14 protein-coding genes and 1 rRNA gene are annotated in these 20,260 nt (G+C 50.0%); 9 read left to right on the forward strand and 6 right to left on the reverse strand.

Annotated features, from left to right (window positions below; translation table 11 throughout):
• Nucleotides 1-120 precede the first annotated feature (120 nt).
• From rrf to Pla110_RS05345, 3 genes are all read left to right on the forward strand, one after another.
• Nucleotides 121-230: ribosomal RNA gene (gene rrf, locus Pla110_RS05335) — 5S ribosomal RNA — on the forward strand.
• Between the two features lie 310 nt (nt 231-540).
• Complete coding sequence (locus Pla110_RS05340) at nt 541-2,499, forward strand: PSD1 and planctomycete cytochrome C domain-containing protein (protein ID WP_144993971.1); 1,959 nt, start codon at nt 541-543, stop codon at nt 2,497-2,499.
• A gap of 71 nt (nt 2,500-2,570) precedes the next feature.
• Nucleotides 2,571-3,995, forward strand: a complete 1,425-nt coding sequence (locus tag Pla110_RS05345) for a DUF1501 domain-containing protein (RefSeq protein ID WP_144993973.1) — start codon at nt 2,571-2,573, stop codon at nt 3,993-3,995.
• A 380-nt stretch (nt 3,996-4,375) separates the two neighbouring features.
• On the opposite strand, the gene Pla110_RS05350 is transcribed toward Pla110_RS05345, so the two are convergent.
• On the reverse strand, nt 4,376-4,786 hold the full coding sequence (locus Pla110_RS05350) for a hypothetical protein (protein WP_144993974.1): 411 nt from the start codon (nt 4,784-4,786) through the stop codon (nt 4,376-4,378).
• Nucleotides 4,787-5,526: 740 nt separating this feature from the next.
• On the opposite strand from Pla110_RS05350, the gene Pla110_RS05355 reads away from it, so the two are divergent.
• The 3 genes from Pla110_RS05355 to Pla110_RS05365 all read left to right on the forward strand — a co-directional run bounded on the left by Pla110_RS05355 (nt 5,527) and on the right by Pla110_RS05365 (nt 8,039).
• Nucleotides 5,527-5,928, forward strand: a complete 402-nt coding sequence (locus Pla110_RS05355) for a hypothetical protein (RefSeq protein ID WP_144993976.1) — start codon at nt 5,527-5,529, stop codon at nt 5,926-5,928.
• A gap of 209 nt (nt 5,929-6,137) precedes the next feature.
• On the forward strand, nt 6,138-6,920 hold the full coding sequence (locus tag Pla110_RS22540; protein WP_197440519.1) for a hypothetical protein: 783 nt from the start codon (nt 6,138-6,140) through the stop codon (nt 6,918-6,920).
• Between the two features lie 162 nt (nt 6,921-7,082).
• Complete coding sequence (locus Pla110_RS05365; protein ID WP_144993977.1) at nt 7,083-8,039, forward strand: DUF1559 family PulG-like putative transporter; 957 nt, start codon at nt 7,083-7,085, stop codon at nt 8,037-8,039.
• Nucleotides 8,040-8,141: 102 nt separating this feature from the next.
• Here the strand turns inward: Pla110_RS05365 and Pla110_RS05370 are convergent, their stop codons facing one another.
• Nucleotides 8,142-9,077 carry an ATP-binding response regulator gene (locus Pla110_RS05370; protein WP_144993980.1) on the reverse strand — a complete coding sequence of 312 codons (936 nt, stop codon included), beginning with the start codon at nt 9,075-9,077 and terminating at the stop codon, nt 8,142-8,144.
• A gap of 256 nt (nt 9,078-9,333) precedes the next feature.
• Nucleotides 9,334-12,531 carry a response regulator gene (locus Pla110_RS05375; RefSeq protein WP_144993982.1) on the reverse strand — a complete coding sequence of 1,066 codons (3,198 nt, stop codon included), beginning with the start codon at nt 12,529-12,531 and terminating at the stop codon, nt 9,334-9,336.
• Nucleotides 12,532-12,800: 269 nt separating this feature from the next.
• Here Pla110_RS05375 and Pla110_RS05380 point away from each other — a divergent pair, with 269 nt between their 5' ends.
• The gene (locus tag Pla110_RS05380; RefSeq protein WP_144993984.1) at nt 12,801-14,165 is read left to right on the forward strand and encodes a DUF2254 domain-containing protein; all 1,365 of its coding nucleotides are present in this window, start codon (nt 12,801-12,803) and stop codon (nt 14,163-14,165) included.
• Nucleotides 14,166-14,179: 14 nt separating this feature from the next.
• On the opposite strand, the gene Pla110_RS05385 is transcribed toward Pla110_RS05380, so the two are convergent.
• Both Pla110_RS05385 and Pla110_RS05390 read right to left on the reverse strand, forming a co-directional pair.
• The gene (locus tag Pla110_RS05385) at nt 14,180-14,596 is read right to left on the reverse strand and encodes a hypothetical protein (RefSeq protein ID WP_144993986.1); all 417 of its coding nucleotides are present in this window, start codon (nt 14,594-14,596) and stop codon (nt 14,180-14,182) included.
• A 3-nt stretch (nt 14,597-14,599) separates the two neighbouring features.
• Nucleotides 14,600-15,007, reverse strand: coding sequence for a zinc-ribbon domain-containing protein (locus tag Pla110_RS05390; RefSeq protein WP_144993988.1), 408 nt, complete (start codon nt 15,005-15,007; stop codon nt 14,600-14,602).
• Nucleotides 15,008-15,258: 251 nt separating this feature from the next.
• Here Pla110_RS05390 and Pla110_RS05395 point away from each other — a divergent pair, with 251 nt between their 5' ends.
• Nucleotides 15,259-18,078 carry a PSD1 and planctomycete cytochrome C domain-containing protein gene (locus Pla110_RS05395; protein ID WP_197440520.1) on the forward strand — a complete coding sequence of 940 codons (2,820 nt, stop codon included), beginning with the start codon at nt 15,259-15,261 and terminating at the stop codon, nt 18,076-18,078.
• 33 nt (nt 18,079-18,111) lie between these two features.
• The gene (locus Pla110_RS05400) at nt 18,112-19,599 is read left to right on the forward strand and encodes a DUF1501 domain-containing protein (protein ID WP_144993992.1); all 1,488 of its coding nucleotides are present in this window, start codon (nt 18,112-18,114) and stop codon (nt 19,597-19,599) included.
• 206 nt (nt 19,600-19,805) lie between these two features.
• Here Pla110_RS05400 and Pla110_RS05405 read toward each other — a convergent pair whose 3' ends face one another.
• Nucleotides 19,806-20,063 (reverse strand): RNA recognition motif domain-containing protein, encoded by a 258-nt coding sequence (locus Pla110_RS05405; RefSeq protein ID WP_144993994.1) that lies wholly within the window; start codon nt 20,061-20,063, stop codon nt 19,806-19,808.
• Nucleotides 20,064-20,260 lie beyond the last annotated feature (197 nt).

The following is a 20,260-nucleotide window of genomic DNA, read 5'->3' on the forward strand; positions in this document are numbered from 1 at the left end:
AATGACGACTCAGATTACAACCTTTTGTATATGACAGAAGGTCGTTGCTTTACGGCAGCGATTACGAAGTCACAGCAGAGGAGTGCGGTCAACTTCGGTTGATTGGTGCCTCTGTTCATTTCCGGTGACTATACCCAGTTGGAAACACACGTTCCCATTCCGAACACGTTCGTTAAGCTTCTGGGGCCGATGATAGTGCATACCAGTGCGAAAGTAGGTCATCGCCGGAATTAACCAACGAAACCTTCTCGATCCTAACCGGTCGAGAAGGTTTTTTTATGCGCGCTGCGGAAAATATCCGAATCTGAAACGGTTCATGGAACACTGGGTTCAGCTCGCCGTATTCCTTATGCATCTGACTGACATTAACTTGTCCGGAGCTCCAACAGGAAGGCTATACAACAGCCTGGTTTGACGCGTAAAATAGATAAGGAAATCTTTATTTGTTTATCCCAGGTACTTAACTCCTGCTGGCGATGTGTCACGCTGAGTATCAGACCTTTTATCAACGATTCATCCCATTTAGGAAACGCTCGCGTGATGTTAAGACACCGCGGAATTCTCTCGGTTTTGCTGCTGCTTGTCCTATCTTGTGCTGTGAAATCGGCAGCAGCGGATGAGAAGAAGGTTAGCTTCAATAAATACGTCAAACCGATTTTAATGCAACGATGTGCCGGCTGTCATTCGGGAGCCGAGCCCAAAGGGGGTTTCTCTCTGGCGACACGCGAGTTATTAATGCAGGGCGGGGATTCTGGACCGGCGATAGATGAAGAGAAACCCGCCACTTCGAACTTTCTCTCGCGTATTCATGAGACAGATGCAAACTTGGTTATGCCGCCTCAAGGTAAGCCCTTGGACGACGAGCAAAAACAGATTCTCACGCAGTGGCTTGAAGAGGGAGTTGCCTGGCCGGAGGGTTTTGTTTTTCGTAGTGCCAAGACGGCTCCATTGGAACTTCAGCCAGTCGATGTTCCTAATGTCACGGGACTTGAGAATCCGGTTGATCGCGTTCTATTCGATTATTTGAACAAGCATCAAGTTAGCATCAACGAGCTGGTAGATGATCGTGTTTACGCTCGACGGGTTTCGCTCGACTTAGTAGGACTGTTACCTTCGCCTGAAGAACTTGAACTGTTTGTCAAAGATGATTCGCCAGACAAAAAAGAAAAACTGGTTGAGCGTCTCCTCGCTGATCGCGAGGCTTACGCCGATCACTGGTTAACCTTTTGGAACGATTCACTGCGGAATGCCTATCACGGAACCGGTTTTATTGATGATGGTCGTCGTCAGATTACGGGTTGGTTGTACAAAGCTCTCTTTGAAAATAAGCCCTATGATGAATTCGTCTATGAACTATTAAGCGGCTCTTCTGGTGCGGAAGGGTTTACGCGTGGAATTCAGTGGCGAGGTGTGGTGAATGCCAGCCAACGGACCGAGGTACAGGCGGCACAAAACCTGGGGCAAGTCTTTCTGGGGATCAACCTGAAATGTGCCAGCTGTCACGATAGTTTCATATCCGATTGGAAGCTTGATGACGCCTGGGCTTTATCGGCTGTCTTCGCCACGGAACCGTTGGAAGTTCACCACTGTGATACGGCGACCGGCGAATTCGCCGAAGTCGGTTTTCTTTTTCCCCAATTGGGAACCATCGACGCGACAGTGAGTCGCGAAGAGAGAATGGACCAACTCGCGAATTTAGTCGTGAAACCAGAGAACGGTCGACTCGCGAGGACAATCGTAAACCGATTATGGTCGACCCTCATGGGCCGTGGATTGATTGAACCGGTTCACGAGATGGATCGTCAACCGTGGCACCCGGAGTTACTGGAATGGTTGGCTGCCGATTTGGTTGCACACGATTACGACCTTAAACGAACACTCAAAATTATTTGCAATTCGCGTGTCTATCAAATGCCTTCCGTCGCGGAGCTGCCACCGGAAGAAGAGTTCGTGGAATTCCGTGGTCCAGTTGTCAAACGTCTTTCGGCGGAACAGTATCTGGATGCGATTTCCGTGCTCATTCATCAATGGCAACCAGCTCAGTCGCCCGAACAGACTAAAGATGGGCGCGGTCAGGGAGGACAGTATGGCGCGATTCTGGCAGTTCTGAAAGAAAACGGAGAGGACAAGCCGGCGGATGAAATCCGGGCGAGTCTGTCGAATCGAGATCCACTGATGGCGGCTCTTGGTCGTCCTAACCGTGAACAGGTTGTAATGCAGCGGGATACATTCGCAACGACATTACAGGCGTTGGAATTAACCAACGGAGAAACGCTGGACACGTTACTGAAAACTGGAGCCGAGTACTGGAAAGCGAATGGACCGGAAGAAGTTGACCGATTGATTCGTGAAATATACATACTTTCCCTGTCACGTGAACCGACCGAAAAGGAATTACTTATCGCTCAGGAGTTGATCGGACCAGAAAAAGATTCAGAAGGGGTACAGGATCTTCTCTGGATTATCGTGATGTTGCCCGAGTTTCAGCTCATCCGATAATGAGATAATTAAAACTGTGTTCAGAGAAGTCATTGAAATTCATTCGGGGATTCGCCCCGAGGAAAAATATCATGAAGAATAAATTCGACCGACGTCAATTTCTGCAAGGCCTTTCCGCTGCTGGAGCGAGTGCGTTATTTGCCCAACAGCCTCAATTGCTCCGCGCTCAAGAGTCAAACCCAGCCATCGATCCGACCGCCGATTCGGTTATTCTCCTGTGGATGGGAGGAGGAATGGCTCATACGGAAACGTTTGATCCCAAACGTTACACGCCGTTCGAGCCTGGTATGAAATCCGATACGGTTTTGAGTACGTTCCCTTCCATACCGACGGCATTGGATGGGGTCCAGTTTTCCGATGGTTTGGAAAACCTGGCTTCGATTATCGATAAAGGAACGCTGATTCGGTCTCATGTGGTGGGAGACTTAGGAAAGATTCTGCACTCGCGGCATCAATACCATTGGCACACCGGATACGAACCACCGTTGACAGTGGCGGCGCCGCATCTGGGGGCGTGGATTGCTCATGCCCTTGGCCCGAAAAACCCAGCCGTGCCAGCGTTTATCGACATCGGACAACGGTACGAAGGAAATGGCGAAGCGGAAGAACTGAAAGCATTTCAGACAGGGGGATGTCTCGGTAGTGAATACGGTCCGTTCCGCGTGCCGAACCCCGATCAGGCAACTAACGCGGTTCGCCCCCCAGCCGGGATGAGTAAGGAACGATTCAAACGTCGCTATAAAGCGTATCAGAAACTCGTCCAGCAAAGTCCCGTCTTGCAGGAAGCGAGTGATTATCAACAGGAATCACTACTGCGATCGATGGACAATGCCTATCGGTTGTTGAGCTCTCCCGCGGCTGAAGCGTTCGACCTGGCGAAAGAGCCGCAGGAAAAACTAGACATTTATAATACGGGACGGTTTGGTCAAGGGTGTCTACTTGCCCGTCGGTTGGTGGAGCGGGGGGCTCGGTTTATTGAATTGACGACCGAGTACGTTCCCTTCCTGCATTGGGATACGCATGACAACGGATATACCCGTTTGAAAACATTGAAGCCGGAAATCGATCGCCCAATTGCTCAATTGATCCTGGATCTTGAAGAACGTGGACTACTGGATCGAACGTTAGTCATACTGGCGAGCGAATTCAGCCGGGACATGATGGTGGAAGGGAAACCGGACAACAAAGTGCCCGAGCAGGTTCCGCAACCCGATGTGATTCAGGAACTCAAGCACTACGGGATGCACCGTCATTTCACCGGGGCAGGCAGTGTCTTGATGTTCGGTGGTGGAGCGAAGAAGGGGCTTGTGTACGGGAAAACAGCTGACGAACGCCCCTGTACAACGATTGAAAACCCGGTAACCATCACAGATCTGCATTCCACTATCCTGCACATGCTGGGAATACCGGCGACTTTTGGAATCGATGTGCAGCAGCGCCCATTTTATGCGACGAAAGATGGGCTGGGTAAACCCGTGAGCGATTTGATTGGTTGAGGGAGGGTTTGTTAAGATACGACCGTTAGATGAAATCCCCACTGACTTTCCCGCATGTTGAAGTCACGTGGTCGAAATGTGCGTGGGGAAGGCTTCGCAAATCAATACCTTTCCGGGTCCGGCCCGACTGATTTACGACAGAGCGGTCGATAGCGATTGGCGGCGACATCGCTTGCTCAATTTACAAGGCATCGGACTGATCACGCCACACAAGAAGAACCGGAATAAGAAGAGAGCGTTATGCCGCTATTCGTAGCGCTGGAAAGTCGAACGGACGACCATATGGCTGAAGAAGTCCAGAAGTCTCGTCTCCAGCTCGGAATATCACCTGCATTTACTCGAAACTTTCTGGTGCCTCGGTGCCCTATCTTCAGAGGGTTTCAGGGCCGGTTCGAGAGGAGTGAACGGTATTGTTCTTGATATACTTCTGGGACTCTATCTCTTTTCATTAGCTCTAAGGTAGTTTTCTTCCAGTTAGTATTAGCTTTATCAACAAACTTCAGTAGTTCTAATACTGAAGACTCATTTAAGAGAGCTTCAATGAGATTTGAAACGTATGTCTCTATATCCCAACGATCAGAGTCTTTTTCAAAGCATGCTAAATAAGCAGGGTATGGACCATGATATTGGACAAACGTTAGTTCAAGACGAAAAGAGATTTTGTAAACTGATATTGCCGGTTCAATCTTTTCAGCTATCCAACTCAATGCACAAACAGCAACTTCCACATTGTTAGGATCTGTAATAAGAGAATCTAACAGAGGAGGTTCAATTATATGGTTATAACTCATTTGGGGCCGACTCTCTTAAGTTTGCAATCCTGACTGGTGTATTTAAACGAAGTAAATATTTATATTCTAGACATAAAAAGTGGCCATTTGGTTGATTCCGCTGGTAAGTACGTCCCAGCGTACTTGGATCGGTCGCTATTTCAAACTGGTCTCCACTAATCGAAGGAGTCAAAGAAAATAAAGGAAAGAACCTCTATGGACTCTTCATCACCGGTGGTGACGAAGGAGAAAGATACTTTTCCGAATTTGACGCTGGGATTAAGTACATAACTCCATTCCTTCCCAAATCGTAGCAGCCTGTAATGTATCATAAAATATTCATCCAAAGTTCAACACGATAAAGATGGGTTGGGTAAACCCGTGAGCGATTTGATTGGTTGAGGCATCGAACTGATCTCCCCACACAAGAAGTCTCGGAAGAAGAAAGCAACTGAGGATGGGAGAGCGTTACGCCGTTATCGTAAACGCTGGAAAGTCGAACGGACGATCAGTTGACAGAAGACCTTTCGCCGGATCGTGGTACGATACGAATGCTACGCTCGCCTCTATCAAGAATTCGTGCAACTCGCTTGTCTGTTCATTATTGTTGAACGGTTTTGAAACTTAGTTCAGAGATAATTCAAGATCCTACGACTCCTTTCGAGAAGTTCATTCTTCGTACCCATGATTATTTTCGTAGGATTGCTGACGAATCAGGATTTCCTCAAGGAGCATTGGGAATTCGTAAAGGGATATAGACAATGAGCAGTGCTCTGTTTACCAGACGTGTTGACCTAAGGCGTTTCGAGGGAGAAATTGTCAAAATATTTTCGCAAATACTCTCTGAAACAGTTGATGATGTAGAAATACTGTTATCGAAAGGTGATTTTTCAACAAGACAAAGAGACGCACTAGTAATAGTAAGTCTCCTTAATGATGGTACATCACTTTGCATAACTCCGAAGGGTATGCCAGAGTGGAGTATTATGATCGATTTTTGTTGCAAATATTCATCGAGCGCAGATTACTCGCTATTGTTTTTCGATGAAGAATATTCGTTTTGTGTGAAAGTGCAACCAGGCAGTTCTAAAGAAAGTATCGAAAAACTCATCAAATGTGATCCTTTTTGCGGAGAAAGAGAAATAAAAGAGCCGGAAGACTAGGAGTGGTCCTAAAACCCTCTGAGGAAAGTGTACAGGGCACCGAGGCACCAGAAGCTTTCGAGTAAGTGTTAGGTGAGATTCCCAGCGAGAGACAATGCGTTAAAGATGGGTTGGGTAAACCCGTGAGCGATTTGATTGGTTGAGGGAGGGGTTGTTAAGATACGACCGTTAGAAGAAATCCCCACTGACTTTCCCGCAAGGCTCTTCGTTTGCTTTCCCCGCGATCATTGTTCCTGATTCGTCAACTTTCCCGCTCGCTGAGGTGGCGCGGTCGAAAAGTGCGTGGGTTGAAATGGTGCGCCGGTTGCTTGGTTTTGATCCTGTTGATGTCGTTATTGATCGACGTCCAATACATGCACGAACATGACGGAGGTCACGCTTCCCACAGCCACGCCAATGGGCATAGTCACCAACATGGGCACGAACATCATGACCACGAGCATCACCACCTTGGACATCACCACCTCGGACATCACCACCTCGGACATCATCATGGTGATTTAGATTCACACCATCATTCTCACGGTCATAGCCATAAGCGTGACCACTCTCATGAAGCGAAGGTGGATCCAAAAACGAATTCGGGACGTATGGAGAGTAAACCGGAGATGTCTGGTTTCGGGAAACACGTCCATATTTCTTTTTTGTGGTTCGAGTTTTCGTATGAGTTTGGCGACGATGAATTAAATCAGAAAACGACCCGTATTTCGACAGTCGCATCTAATGGAATGATTGCTGCTGAAACTGGTCGAGAGATGGAGGAGGTCGAAACAGAACTTGATACGGTTAGAGTTGATGCCGTGGTGCTTCTAAAGCCGGACCAATTGATGATGTTTTTTGAATGGGAATTCAAATCTCCGCATTACCCCATGCTATCGCTGATCAAGTTGTCGGTGTCACATAGTGACTGGTTGCCCCGCGCCGATGGTAAATATATCTCGCCTGATTATGAACCGTTGGTTCCGCCGCCGGAAATGGGCGTGATTGCTTAACGATCCTGCTGCGACTGTAGACGTTTGCTTCAGCAGGATTTTCAATGTCGTTGTTTTTGCGCTACCGGTCTGCGCGTGGCTTACTGCGTAGACGAGGAGATGGCGCGCAAGAGCGATCGACAATCATGCTTCATTTCCAATATAAAAACTAAGGAATCAAAGATGAATTACCAACATCGGCGGTCCGCTTTCACGCTGGTCGAATTACTGGTCGTGATGGCGATTATTTCGGTGCTGCTTGGACTGTTGTTGCCTGCTGTGCAGCAGGCGCGGGAAGCGGCCCGGCGGACGACATGTCGGAATAAACTGCGACAGATCGGAATCGCACTGCACGGATACGAATCGCTGCACCGGGTGATGCCGCCCGGTTATCTGTATATGAATGGTGAAGATTACCAGGCTCTTACGGGTGACCTGCCTGATCGAACGGATGAGGACAATCAACTTGGGTTTGCGTGGGGAGCTTATGTGCTACCGTTTCTGGAGCAGGATAATTACTACGCGATGATCGATTTCGAGCGGCCTCCATTCGATACAGCCAATGCGGAGATTCGCGAGACGCAGCTCGGTTTTTTCCATTGTCCCTCCGATACTTACTCGCCTGATAATTGGGTGGTGAGGGATGATACGGATCCGAATGATGTCGAAAGATATGCAACTTCCAGTTACTGCGCGAGCTGGGGACCGGCGACCTCGTCGGTGAATCTGGATGCGACTCCTGAATTAGCGGAAGGAGTCTTTTATCGGAACAGTGCGACAAAGATAAAAGATATTCAGGATGGAACAACGCACACCATTGCGATTGGAGAACGGACAAATGGCCCGATCATGGGAGGGCTTCCCCCGCACCCTTCATTCGAGACGTCCTGGCTGGCGGCGGTGCGTGATATCGATACGCCCGGAGACGATCATGGTCATATGGTGCTGTTCGATGGGCAGTTTACGCCAAATACGGCGGTCGGCCCGGGAGCGGACCGGGGAGTTTCTGCCCCTCATACGTCTTATGGTTTGTTTCTGTTCTGCGATGGATCCGTGCACCCTGTGACGGAGAACATTTCTGTCGAAGTTTATAGCAATCTGCTGACGATCAACGGGAATGAAGTCGTTTCGTACCCGTGAACTGAAGCATGTCCATTCCTAAGAGTATAAAGAACGGACGCCGTCTCGATTTTCGGGGCGGCGTTTTTTCAGGCTATCTCATATAGACGAGATTCTGAACTGTTAGATGTCGTCGTCATCTTCCTCGTCGTCGCAGTCGTCGAGAAACGGTTTCGAACGATGTTTTACGAGGGTGACTTGGTTTCCCGTTTCGCTGAAATGAATTTCATCCATAAAGGTCTTCATCAGGAGAACCCCGCGGCCACATGGTTTTTCAAGGTTGGCAGGATCGGCCGGGTCGGGGAGGGTGGACTGGTCAAAACCGGCTCCCTCATCACGAACGATGTAAGTTGCTTTCTCGGGAGTTAATGTCGCCGTGATGTGAATTCGACGGCTCTGGTAAGGGTCCTGATGACGTCGTTCTTCGGCCAGGTTGTAGTATGCCTGATGATCTTGTTCGCGAAGGGCAGAACTGATTTCGAGGTTGCCGTGATAATACGCATTCAGGATTGCTTCATCGAGGGCGATGCCGACGCGAAGGCGTTCGGTTTCATCGCAGAACCTCATGCGGGTGACTTCTTCCTGCAGATAACTGACCAGCGAGGAGATCAGAGCTGGATCATTCTCGATACAGAATTCGGTTTCGTTGCGGGTCATCCGGTAAGTCATTAACCGGGTCTGGGCGCTTTGAGCTTCGGCAGTGGAAAGAACTCGTTCGACAATATCGCGCAGGTCTTTGGCCATTCGGGGTTTGGAGACGTAACTGGCAGCACCCTGTTGGAGTGCTTGGACGGCAACAGTTTCGGAACCTTCTCCCGTCAGAATGATCACCGGGATCAGGCGGTATTCTTTCTTGATCGTCGAGACGAGTTCGAGACCATCCATCTCGGGCATTTGAAGATCGGTGAGAACTATGTCCGGGATATGATCTTCGATCGCTTCCAGCGCCTCAACTCCATTGGAAGCGAAGACGATATTCACGTCCGGGATTTTTTTCATGAGACCACCTACCCGAATTCGATCGGCGGCGGAATCGTCAACAACAAGAATTGTCGGCATCGTTAAACCCGTTTCATCCTGGACGAAAGATGGTGAAAAGTAGACTTTCAACGACCTGTTCGTTCTCTGACTCGTGGGGGCTTCCCGTATATTATTCAGCGCTCAGAACGCTGACGGTCGCCTCGGCCCAGATATTATTCTAACCAGTTCGGAATCCAATTAAAAACCCCTTTAATTATTAGAAGAGCTCAAATTCCTTGTCTAAAGGGATTCAAGTCGGGTGAATGGAGTAGAGCGATCGGGAAATCAAGGCTGTCTAGGAAGATGGACCGAGATTAATGTACCGTTTCAGAATCTCGGAGATGCGTTCGACCTGGGGTTTGAGTTTCTCCAATTGAATTCCGGCTTCCTCTCCCTGTTTAGCTTTCGCAGCCTTTTCTACCGCTGCTGCCAGTTCGCAGGTTTCTTCCATTCCCAAGGTCCGCAACGTTCCTCGCAGTGTGTGTGCATGTCGTTTCAGGTGGTCCCAATTCTCATTGGCGAGAGACTGTTCGGCTTTCGTGAGCACCTCGGGTGATTCAATCAGAACAGCCGATACGAAGTCTCGAAGCAACTCTTCGTCATGATCGACGGCTTCCAAGGCTGATTCAATACAGCGTTTTTCGTCGTCGCTGGCATTGTCGAGAAAATTGTTGAGCTCACTGGGTTTGGTGTCGAGAGAAGCTTCTTGTGGCTCGACTTTGACAATTTTGATCGAGGGTTCTTTATTGGCAGCGGCCAGAAACTCAATGGTTTCGTAGACCTGCCGGGAACGAATGGGTTTAGCGAGATAACCATCCATTCCCTGGTCGAGGCAGCGTTGGCGATCACCTTTCATGGCATGCGCGGTCATCGCGACGATGGGGGTATGCCGCTCGGAACCTGCCTCGAAATTGCGAATTTCTCGAGTTGCTTCGAACCCATCCATTTCTGGCATTTGCACATCCATAAGAATGACGTCAAAGGTTTCCTTATGAACGGCCAGCACCGCCTGTTTTCCATTCGAAACGACGCTCACGTGATGCCCTCGTTTCTCCAGAAGGCCGACAGCCAGTTTCTGATTTGCCAGACTGTCTTCGGCTAATAGAATATTCAGACCGTTCGCGACTCGGGTTTGAGTCGACGGACTTTGGTCATCGTCGAGGAGTGAGGTTCCTCCGATCGTCGAAATTACTGTGTCGAAAAGTTCGGACTGTTTGACCGGTTTGATCAGGTAGGCAGCAACTTCGAAGCTTTTGCATTTATCACGATCACCCGGACGGTCGCCCGAGGTCAGCATCAGGATGGTTGGATTCGAAATCTCTTTGTCTTTTCGAATCTCTTCAACCAGCATGAAGCCATCTTGATCAGGCATATTCACATCGCTGAGAATCAGGTCAAAGGCCTGGCCGTGCTGCTGTGCATGGTGCAATTGCTCAAGAGCCTGTTTCACATTCGAGGCGGTGACCGGATACATATTCCAGCTGAGCAGCATCTCTTTAAGGATGCGTCGGTTATTAGCGTTGTCGTCAACAACTAAAACCCGTAGTCCTGTCAAATCCTGATCCATGACGAGTTTTTTCATCGGCAGTGCATCGCTGTCTGCTTTCAGAAATCGGGCCGTGAAGGCAAAGGTACTTCCTTTATCCATCTGGCTTTTGACTCGAATGTCGCCTTGCATCAAATCGACCAACCGTCGGGAGATCGATAGACCGAGTCCCGTTCCGCCGAAGCGCCTCGTCGTGGAGGTATCGGCCTGTTCGAAGACGTCGAAAATGTGATCGAGCTTGTCTGGGGAAATGCCGATACCGGTGTCTCTAACAGAGAACTGCAACTCCCAATCTTCCTCGGTCTCTTCGATCACTTCGACTTTCAGCAGGACTTCTCCTCGTGGGGTAAACTTGATCGCGTTGCCGACCAGGTTAATCAAAATCTGACGAAGACGGTGTGGGTCACCCACGACGACGTCGGGAACATTCGGACGGATGTCGGTGATCAATTCCAGCCAGTTTTTACCTGCCCGGACGGATAGGGTTTTCATCGTGTCGCCGACATTTTCATGCAGTTCAAATGGAACACATTCCAGTTCCAACTTGCCTGCTTCGATTTTTGAGAAGTCGAGAATGTCGTTAATAATGGAGAGCAGCGATTCTGCCGAGGCAAGTACCATCTCCAGATAGTCGCGCTGGTCGCCGGTTAGTTTGGTATCGAGTACGAGTTCCGTCATTCCGATGACGGCATTCATAGGCGTACGAATTTCGTGACTCATATTGGCGAGAAAGTCGCTCTTGGCCCGGTTAGCGCTGTCGGCTGCTTCTTTGGCGGCCTGGAGTGCTGCTTCTGCCTGTTTCTGTGACGTCATATCCAGCGCGAAGTAGATTGTCTCTTTGCGACTGTCTTCATCACTGAGTTGAGTCATTCCGACATAGACCGGAATTCTCGAATTGTCTTTTCGGATGTACTCCATTTCCAGTGGAGGCCGTTTGCCGGTTTCGGAGAGCAGCCGTTCTGTTTCTTCGTCGTAATGGCGATGTTCGACAGGGATGATACTTTCCCAGTTGATCCGGTCGGTATCCAAGTCCTCGCGGGAATATCCGATCATGCGCAGGAATTCATTATTTGCGGCAGTGATCTTGTCGTGCGTGTCTGTGATGACGATACCAATGATGTCCGAGTTAACAAACCGGCGGAAGCGGGCGTCGCTCTGACGGAGTGCCTTTTCTGCCTGTTTCTCCGCGGTAACATCCCAGAACATTCCTTGCGTACCGATAATATTTTGTTCAGCATCACGGACCAAACCTTTGAGGACGTGGACATAAATATGTTCGCCGTCCTGTTTAACGTGTTCTTCAATATCCTCGAGTGCTTCGCCTGATTCGACAACGTGGGAATCGTCGCGACGATATTTTTCCGCCAGCTCATCGGGGAAGAGATCGTAGTCCGTTTTGCCCGCCAGTTCTTCCCAAGTGAGATTCATCGTCAGGCAGTACAGGTTGTTTGCAAAAATGAGGTGCCCGGCCAGGTCTTTCTGGAAAACATTCAGGGGCAAACTTTCGATGAGTGACTGATACCGGGCTTCGGTCGTCCGCAATTCCTGTTCAGCCTCTTTTCGGTCGATCGCATAGCGGAGGGCGTGTTCGAGTAGTGTCGGGTCAAGTTCGGAACGCTGGATATAATCCTGGGCTCCATCATGGACTGCTTCGTTTGCGATTTCGTCGTCATCGTCTTCACTGATCACTACTATGGGTAATCGGCTCTGCGCTTTGCGGATCTCTCGAAATGGGGCGAGGACATCATCGTGCGACATTTTCAAATCGAGTAAGAGAACGTCGTACTCTGCTTCTAGGAGAACCGCCATCGCTTCATCCACGGTACGAACGGTCGCCAGTACGAATCGAACCCGACTCGAATCGGCCAGCAGATACCGGATGATTTGGGAGTCCTGCGGATCTTCACAGATCAGCAGAACATAGATTTCTCGATTACGATCCAACATAAGTGTGCGCGCCGGCGAAGAAATGGAGATAGAGAGGGGAGGTCAGCTTGGGCATTATACACCATTGGAATTCGAAACAAAATCGCGAAAACTTTTCGTTTTCTCGCTTTCAGTGATCCACTCATGGCCCGTAAAGTGAGAGACGACCTGCACAAGTCGTAGTTTTACCAAGCTTCGCAGCGTGCTGAATGGCGAAACCAGACCGGATTGCAGTGGTTTTGGTGGCATTTTTCGCTGGGGATGGACTGAATTTAGAATTTGATTGATCAATGAAAACATATCTTCTTAACTTGTGGGACTCATTTCGCGGAAGCTTCTGGTTCCGACCGACGTTGATGATCCTGTTCGCGATTGTGCTCTCGGAAGTCACCCATAGCGTGGACGTAAATCTGGCACAGAAAGATGAGGAGGTCGAATGGTTCTCGACAACTTCTGAAGCGGCCCGATCCACATTGACGGCTGTTGCAAGTGCGACGATTGCGCTTGCCGGGGTGGTCTTTTCAATCACAATCCTCAGCCTTTCCATTGCCTCGACCCAATTCGGATCCCGATTGGTGCGAAATGTCATGAGCGACAGTATCGCTGACTGGGTGATCGGGCAGTACATTGGCTCCGCTTTATTCTGTCTACTCGTCCTGAGGACCATTCGAGAACCCGAATACGTGGAGGTAGCCTTCGTTCCCCACATTGGCACGGCTGTGGGCGTCGGTTTTGGTTTAATCAGTATGTGGTTATTGATCTGGTTTATTCACCATGTCGCCACATCGATTCAGGCTCCCAATCTGGTGGAATCGGTTGCTGACGAGTTAGGGACAACCATCGAACGACTCTTCCCGGAACACATAGGGCGACCAAGGGGAGAAGAAGATGAGTCACACACGGCAGAAGAAGCACTGTCGAGACCTGAAGGAGAAACGATTGAAATCTTGTGTTCTACAGAAGGGTACATCGAAGGGATTGATGGAGACACGCTGATTTCTGAAGCATGCGAGCACAAGGGGCTGCTGAAACTCAATTGCAAACCGGGTAACTTTGTTACTTATAAAGAGACACTAGCCGAGTTTCAGAGTTACCAGTCCGGCGATGATCTTGACGAGGATGCACGGGACAGTTTGATTAAAACCATTCAGCAGGTGATCATCATCGGGCCAACCCGCACACCCCGGCAGGATATCAGCTACGCGGTTCTGCAATTGGTGGAGATCGCTGTGCGGGCTCTTTCTCCCGGAATCAATGATCCTTTCACGGCGATGGGCTGTATTGATCGGTTCAGCGGCGCACTGTGTACGCTGGCTGAACGCGATTTTCCTGAAATCATTCGTCGTGATGAAGAGGGAACACCCCGTGTTGTCTTAACCAACGTCGACCGGTTTCCAGAAATACTGAATGATGCGTTCAATATGGTTCGGCAAAATGGAATCCGCAGTGTGGCCGTCTCGATTCGGATGATCGATTCACTACTGCGTATCACGGCGCACGTTACCCGGAAACGAGATCGAGAAGCGATCAAAGTTCAGGCGATCGCACTCAAGTCTGGCTTTGATAGTCAGGGCTTTGTGGAATCAGACCGGCAGGAGTTTGACGAACGGTATCAGAAACTGATGACACTGCTAGTAGAGAAAAGTGATCATTAATAAACGCCAACAAGTCAATGGGCGTTTTTATCATTTTCATAATTGGAGTAAATCGTGATTTCAATGGAACAGCCCAGTACCGCCGCCTGACGGACAAGAGATTCTGAGATATCACATTTATAGGCATGAAAACGAGAGTTATCACCTGTACGAAAACCGAGATTTAGTACTCGTTTGGAACAGTTGTTCCATTCCTTACGAGCGTTCGAGTTGAGTTTCACAATAACGTCTAGCAGTTGCGTGATTTCCTGTTCAGCTGTGGGAGATTCTTCTTCTAAGATGCATTCCACTACTGCAAAAGACTCTCTCTCCTCATGTTCATGGTAATGCAATAGCAAACATTGACGCTCTAATTCTCTACGTAATGAGTGAAACGACTGCGGTGAATACAGATCCAAGTCTGTTGTGATGTAATCTGTTGAGTGTGGCATTGATTACTGCGTCTTCTTTGAATAGCCTTTCGGGAGCTGAGACTGTTCTTTTCGCTCTTGCTCTTTGCGTCGGCAATCGCGGCAGCGAATCGCCGTGGCCTGGATCGGTCCTTTCGCGATTTCGTAGTACCATTTCTGCTGCTCGGCGGTCCAGATTTCTTCCGAACCACAATCCTGACAGGTGAATTCAATATCTTCGTAATACAGAGGAGCTCCGTAAGAGTTGTTGGGGGCTTGCTCTTTTAAGTCTGCAGGAATGGAACCTGCGGGAATCGTGTATCCAAATCGGCGCAGCGGTTCCGTCAATCGCTGACAAATACGGGCTTCCTCTTCCCGTCGCCGCTTTCCCTCTTTTTGACGCTCCCGTTCTTCTCGACGTTCTTTGGGCGTCTTCTTCTTTTTCTCATTCATGGAGTATCAGCCATTTAGTCTGTTTTTTGGTCATTATGAATGATGACAGGTGGGCATAAGCGTAGCATTCCTTTTAAGGGACAATCGAAGTTTGCGATTGGTTCGCCACTGTCGGTTCACCGCTTGACTCTAAGAATAGATGTAATACGATGTATGAGTGTGCATTGTCTCCAGTCTTAATCTGCATTCTCCCTCCTGCAGCCTGTGACTCGATTTCCATTTTGCAGGTGAAAAAACCAAGGTCGCTTCTTATGACCAGACCTCTTTCCAGTATCCCCTTTTTGGCATTGGTTTTATTCTGCCTTACTAACGGGGTTATTTTTGCGGAGGAACCGACGGCCGCTGAACGTTCGTCGGAGGTTACAGAAATCGACCACGAGCGAGACATTGCTCCGCTCTTCGCCACTCATTGTCTCGACTGCCATGGCCCTGATCTACAGGAAAGTGAATTCCGTATTGACCGTCGCGCCTGGTTGTTGCGCGGTGGCAATTCAGGTGAGCCAGCGCTTATTCCTGGAAAGCCAGACGAGAGCCACCTGCTGCAGTTGGTGAAAAGCACCAACGAAGAAGAACAGATGCCGCCCGGTGGACCCGCATTGTCGGACCAGGAAATTGGCCTACTGTCCGCCTGGATCAAAGCTGGCGCCGTTGTACCCGGATCAGAAGCAGACGAAGAAATTAAACTGACAACCGACCATTGGTCGTTTCAACCGATCGCTGAAGTGAAGCCACCCGCAGGGATCACCAATTGGGGTGCCACCGGAATTGATCAATTCATTGGTGCGCGGCTGATGGAAAAGGGGTTGGAACCCTCCGCACCGGCAGAACGTCGGGAACTAATTCGGCGTCTTTATTTAGTCATGCTCGGTTTGCCACCCACACCCGCCGAGGTGACCTCTTTTGAACAGGATGAGCGACCTGATGCGTACGCTCGATTAGTCGAACGTGTATTGGAAAGTCCTCAGTACGGGGAACGGTGGGCGCAGCATTGGCTGGACCTGGTTCGATTCGGTGAGACTACTGGCTTCGAAACCAATCGCGAACGGCCTCATGCGTGGCGATACCGCGATTATGTGATTGCCTGTTTTAATGACGACAAACCTTACGATCAATTCATCAGAGAGCAACTCGCTGGTGATGTGCTGGACGCCGATCTAGGAACAGGCTATCTCGTCGCGGGGCCCCATGACCTGGTGAAAAGCCCCGACATCAATCTGACGTTAATGCAACGGCAGGATGAACTGGCCGATTTGATCAATACGACGGGAACCGCTTTTCTTGGACTCACCTTGGGCTGTGCCCGCTGTCATAATCATAAATTCGATCCCATCACGCAGTCGGATTATTATTCGATCCAGGCGGTATTCGCCGGTGTCGAGCATGGTGACCGGACCTTGAGGTATCCGGAAGATTCTCCTGAATCCCAGCGGATGAAAATCGTCCAACAGGAACTCAAAAAAATTGATCGTGAGCTGGCCGATAGCGGTTTGCGACAACCCGTGAATTCAAAACAGAACGTTGAAGAATTTGAAACCGTTCTAGCGTCGAGTTTACGATTCTCGATTGAAGCCACAATTGGTGGTAATGAACCCTGTCTGGATGAAATCGAGATTTTCGCCGCCGATTCAAAAGAGGCCGCCGGGAAACCTCTTGATTCCGAAACGAATGATTTAACTTTTAATACCTCGGGGACACTGCCTGGCTATGCCATCCATCAGCTCCAGCATGTTTGCGATGGCCGTGTAGGAAATCAGCATAGTTGGGTTTCGAGTGAACGGGGGAAGGGGTGGGTTCAGATTGATTTGGAACAACCCCAGTATCTGTCGAAGGTCGTTTGGGGACGTGATCGGCTGGGACAATATCGTGACCGGGTTCCTTCGCAATATAAAATTGAAGTCCAGATTCCAGGAACGGAACAATGGCAACTCGTGGCGACCTCGTTAACACGACTTCCGGGGGAAGGTTCGACCACTGATATTAGTAACGTGCAAACAGAGTCGCAGTCACAGAACCTGGCGGACTTACAGGCGATGGTTATCGAGCGACAAACTCTAAAAAGTGAGTTCGATAAGCTGAAAAGCAATCAACCTCAAGGTTATCTCGGGCGGTTTACAGAACCGGGTCCGACGCATCGACTGTATCGAGGCGATCCGATGGCTAAGCGAGAAGAAGTTGTCCCCGATACTATTGAAGTACTGGGAACGCTCGGTCTGGAAAAAGAAACCAATGAATCGGAACGACGGGTAAAGTTGGCAGATTGGATTGTCAGTTCGGACAATCCGTTGACCTCCCGCGTGATAGTTAATCGGTTATGGCAGTTTCATTTCGGAACGGGAATCGTCGATACACCGAGTGATTTCGGTGGTAACGGAACTTTGCCGACGCATCCCGAGTTGCTGGATTGGCTCGCTAATGAACTACGCTCGAATAACTGGTCGCTTAAGCATATCCATCGTCTGATTCTGACTTCCCAAACATTTCAGCAATCGAGTCACCCTGTGGCGAAAGGACTCGAAGTGGATGCGGCGGCTCGTTATCTCTGGCGTTTTCCTCCTCGACGGTTGGCGGCGGAAGTGATACGAGATCAGATACTGGCCGTTTCGGATGTTCTCAATCTTGAACAGGGAGGCCCGGGATTCAGTGCATTTGCGGTCGACTTTGAAAACGTGCGACACTATCACCCCAAACAGAACTATGGTCCCGAAGACTGGCGACGCATGATTTACATGACCAAAGTTCGACAGGAAAAAGATTCCGTCTTTGGTTTGTTTGATTGTCCCGACGCCAGCCAGGTCGTGGCGAAACGAAGCCGATCGACTACGCCGCTGCAAGCCCTCAACTTGTATAACAGCCGGTTCGTCCTGCAACAGGCGGATCTGTTCAGTCAACGACTTCGGCGAGAGGCTCCGGATTCTGTCGACAACCAGATTCAGTTGGCATTTAAGTTGGCCTACAACCGGCCCATTGAGGCAATAGAACTGAGCCGCAGCAAACAGTTCGTCGAAGAGCAGGGGCTGGTAGCAATGTGCCGTGCAATCTTTAATTCGAACGAATTCCTGTTTATTCCGTAAGAACGAGTCCAGTCTTCCACCAAGGAAATCAATATGTCAAATCAACCGACTCGCTGGACGAATCAGCTACTCAACCGACGTGCATTTCTCGGCAACTCGGCGACGGGGCTCAGTAGTATCGCGCTCGCACAGATGCTGGGTTCGGCTGGTTTGCTTTCCGCTTCCGAGAAAACACCAATCCGGCCTGAAATCGATCCAGCCAACCCCCATGCTCGGCGAGACGGACATTATCCGGCAAAAGCGAAAAACGTGATCGTCATTTTCTGCTCTGGTGCGATCAGTCATCTCGATACGTTCGATTACAAACCCGACCTGATCAAGCACCACGGTAAGCCGATGCCGGGCGGGGATAAGTTGATCACGTTTCAGGGAGAGCAGGGGGACTTGGTCCAGTCGCCCTGGAAATTCAAACCACGCGGGCAGTCGGGAAAAATGGTGACGGATCTGGTGCCTCATATGGCTGAGTTAGCGGATGATCTCTGTTTTGTTCATTCAATGACCAGCAAAACAAACACACACGGACCCGGTGAAAACTTCATGTCTACTGGCAATACGCTTGATGGCTTTCCCAGCATGGGAGCCTGGGTGACGTACGCTCTGGGTAGCGAAACGGCCGACCTGCCCGCCTATGTCGCTATTCCCGATCCGCGGGGTACACCGCAGTCGAGTGTGAATAACTGGGGGCCCGGTTTTCTTCCGGCCGCTTTCCAAGGAACCGATTTCAACGCGTCAAACCCAATTCGAAATCTCTCCCGACCGGCAGCGATCGACGCGGTCGCCGATAAATCGACGCGGGATTACCTTCGCTTCCTGAACGAATCGCATCAAGCCCGTTACCCCCAGGACTCTGAACTCGCCGCACGAATTGCCAGTTACGAACTGGCAGCGCGCATGCAACTTTCCGTTCCGGAAGTAAGCGATCTCAATTCGGAGCCAGATCACATTCTGAAAATGTACGGGGCAGATGATACCGAGAATACCTTGAAAGCAGGTTTCGCCCGGAACTGCATTCTGGCTCGTCGGTTGGTGGAGAAGGGGGTGCGATTTGTGCAACTCTTTAACGGCGCTTATCAAACAGGAGGAGAAGGGGTCAGTAACTGGGACGGACATAAGAAAATTGAAGAGCAATATGCGGTGCACGGGCCGGTACTCGATCAACCAGCCGCCGCGCTCGTCAAAGATCTCAAACAACGCGGATTGCTGGAAGACACGCTTGTTCTCTTCTGCACCGAGTTCGGTCGGATGCCCACCTTCCAGAAAGGGGCCAGCGGTCGCGACCACAATCCGAGCGGCTTCACCTGCTGGCTTGCCGGAGCGGGAGTCAAGAAAGGCTTCAGCTACGGCGCAACCGACGAATTCGGTTACAAAGCAGTCGACAATCCGACGACGGTCTACGACCTCCATGCGACCGTTCTGCACCTGCTCGGATTAGACCATGAACGCCTGACCTATTACTACAACGGCTTCGAACGGCGACTCACGGACGTGCATGGGCATGTGATTAAGGATGTGCTGGCTTAGTGGAAACACGTTCGGTTGATTTGAGATTTATTCGGAATGCCTCAGAGCCACATCCACCGCGCGTAAAAAAATCTCCGTGGGCAGTGACGGAGATCGGTGTGCGGGTGGGGAGGCGGGGTTGTCAGCCTCCGAATAAGTCCCGGAATTGGTTCTGATTTACTCGCCTCGTAGCCGAAGTTCCCTGTCGGAGAAGACGGGGGAACTGATCAATGGGCGCGAGGTTGGCGGGGACGGGCTTCATTGACTTTAAGACTTCGACCGTCCATATCGAATCCGTCCATTGCTTCGATGGCTTCTTTGCCTCCAGTTTCCATTTCGACGAAACCGTAACCACGGCTGCGACCGGTTTCGCGGTCCATAATGACAGCGGCTCGAATCACTTCGCCGTACTCGGAAAAAGCGTCTTTCAAGTCGTCACTATTCGTCTTGTAGGGCAGATTACCTACATACAAATTCAAACTCATATCGGTCCTAACAATTTGAGATCAACGCAGACTCTTGGGAGGAGTCATTAAGAGGATAGACAGAAGTCATCACCCGGTTTGACTCGTCCGTACTCGTTATTCACTCGGTTCAATAATCGTACTGGGAGTCACTGACAATACTGCCCGTCAGCAGGCTCTCTTCTGATCAATTGAATGCAGGTCCGAAGCAATCAGAG

Source organism: Polystyrenella longa, from assembly GCF_007750395.1.
Taxonomy (GTDB): Bacteria; Planctomycetota; Planctomycetia; order Planctomycetales; family Planctomycetaceae; genus Polystyrenella; species Polystyrenella longa.

What these genes read in the sequence shown, in the direction of transcription:
- Pla110_RS05365 (WP_144993977.1), top strand. Translation starts at nt 7,083, where the DNA reads ATGAATTACCAACATCGGCGGTCCGCTTTCACGCTGGTCGAATTACTG.
- Pla110_RS05405 (WP_144993994.1), bottom strand. Translation starts at nt 20,063, where the DNA reads ATGAGTTTGAATTTGTATGTAGGTAATCTGCCCTACAAGACGAATAGT.
- Pla110_RS05380 (WP_144993984.1), top strand. Translation starts at nt 12,801, where the DNA reads ATGAAAACATATCTTCTTAACTTGTGGGACTCATTTCGCGGAAGCTTC.
- Pla110_RS05345 (WP_144993973.1), top strand. Translation starts at nt 2,571, where the DNA reads ATGAAGAATAAATTCGACCGACGTCAATTTCTGCAAGGCCTTTCCGCT.
- Pla110_RS05395 (WP_197440520.1), top strand. Translation starts at nt 15,259, where the DNA reads ATGACCAGACCTCTTTCCAGTATCCCCTTTTTGGCATTGGTTTTATTC.
- Pla110_RS05375 (WP_144993982.1), bottom strand. Translation starts at nt 12,531, where the DNA reads ATGTTGGATCGTAATCGAGAAATCTATGTTCTGCTGATCTGTGAAGAT.
- Pla110_RS05350 (WP_144993974.1), bottom strand. Translation starts at nt 4,786, where the DNA reads ATGAGTTATAACCATATAATTGAACCTCCTCTGTTAGATTCTCTTATT.
- Pla110_RS05400 (WP_144993992.1), top strand. Translation starts at nt 18,112, where the DNA reads ATGTCAAATCAACCGACTCGCTGGACGAATCAGCTACTCAACCGACGT.
- Pla110_RS05370 (WP_144993980.1), bottom strand. Translation starts at nt 9,077, where the DNA reads ATGCCGACAATTCTTGTTGTTGACGATTCCGCCGCCGATCGAATTCGG.
- Pla110_RS05390 (WP_144993988.1), bottom strand. Translation starts at nt 15,007, where the DNA reads ATGAATGAGAAAAAGAAGAAGACGCCCAAAGAACGTCGAGAAGAACGG.
- Pla110_RS05340 (WP_144993971.1), top strand. Translation starts at nt 541, where the DNA reads ATGTTAAGACACCGCGGAATTCTCTCGGTTTTGCTGCTGCTTGTCCTA.
- Pla110_RS05385 (WP_144993986.1), bottom strand. Translation starts at nt 14,596, where the DNA reads ATGCCACACTCAACAGATTACATCACAACAGACTTGGATCTGTATTCA.
- Pla110_RS05355 (WP_144993976.1), top strand. Translation starts at nt 5,527, where the DNA reads ATGAGCAGTGCTCTGTTTACCAGACGTGTTGACCTAAGGCGTTTCGAG.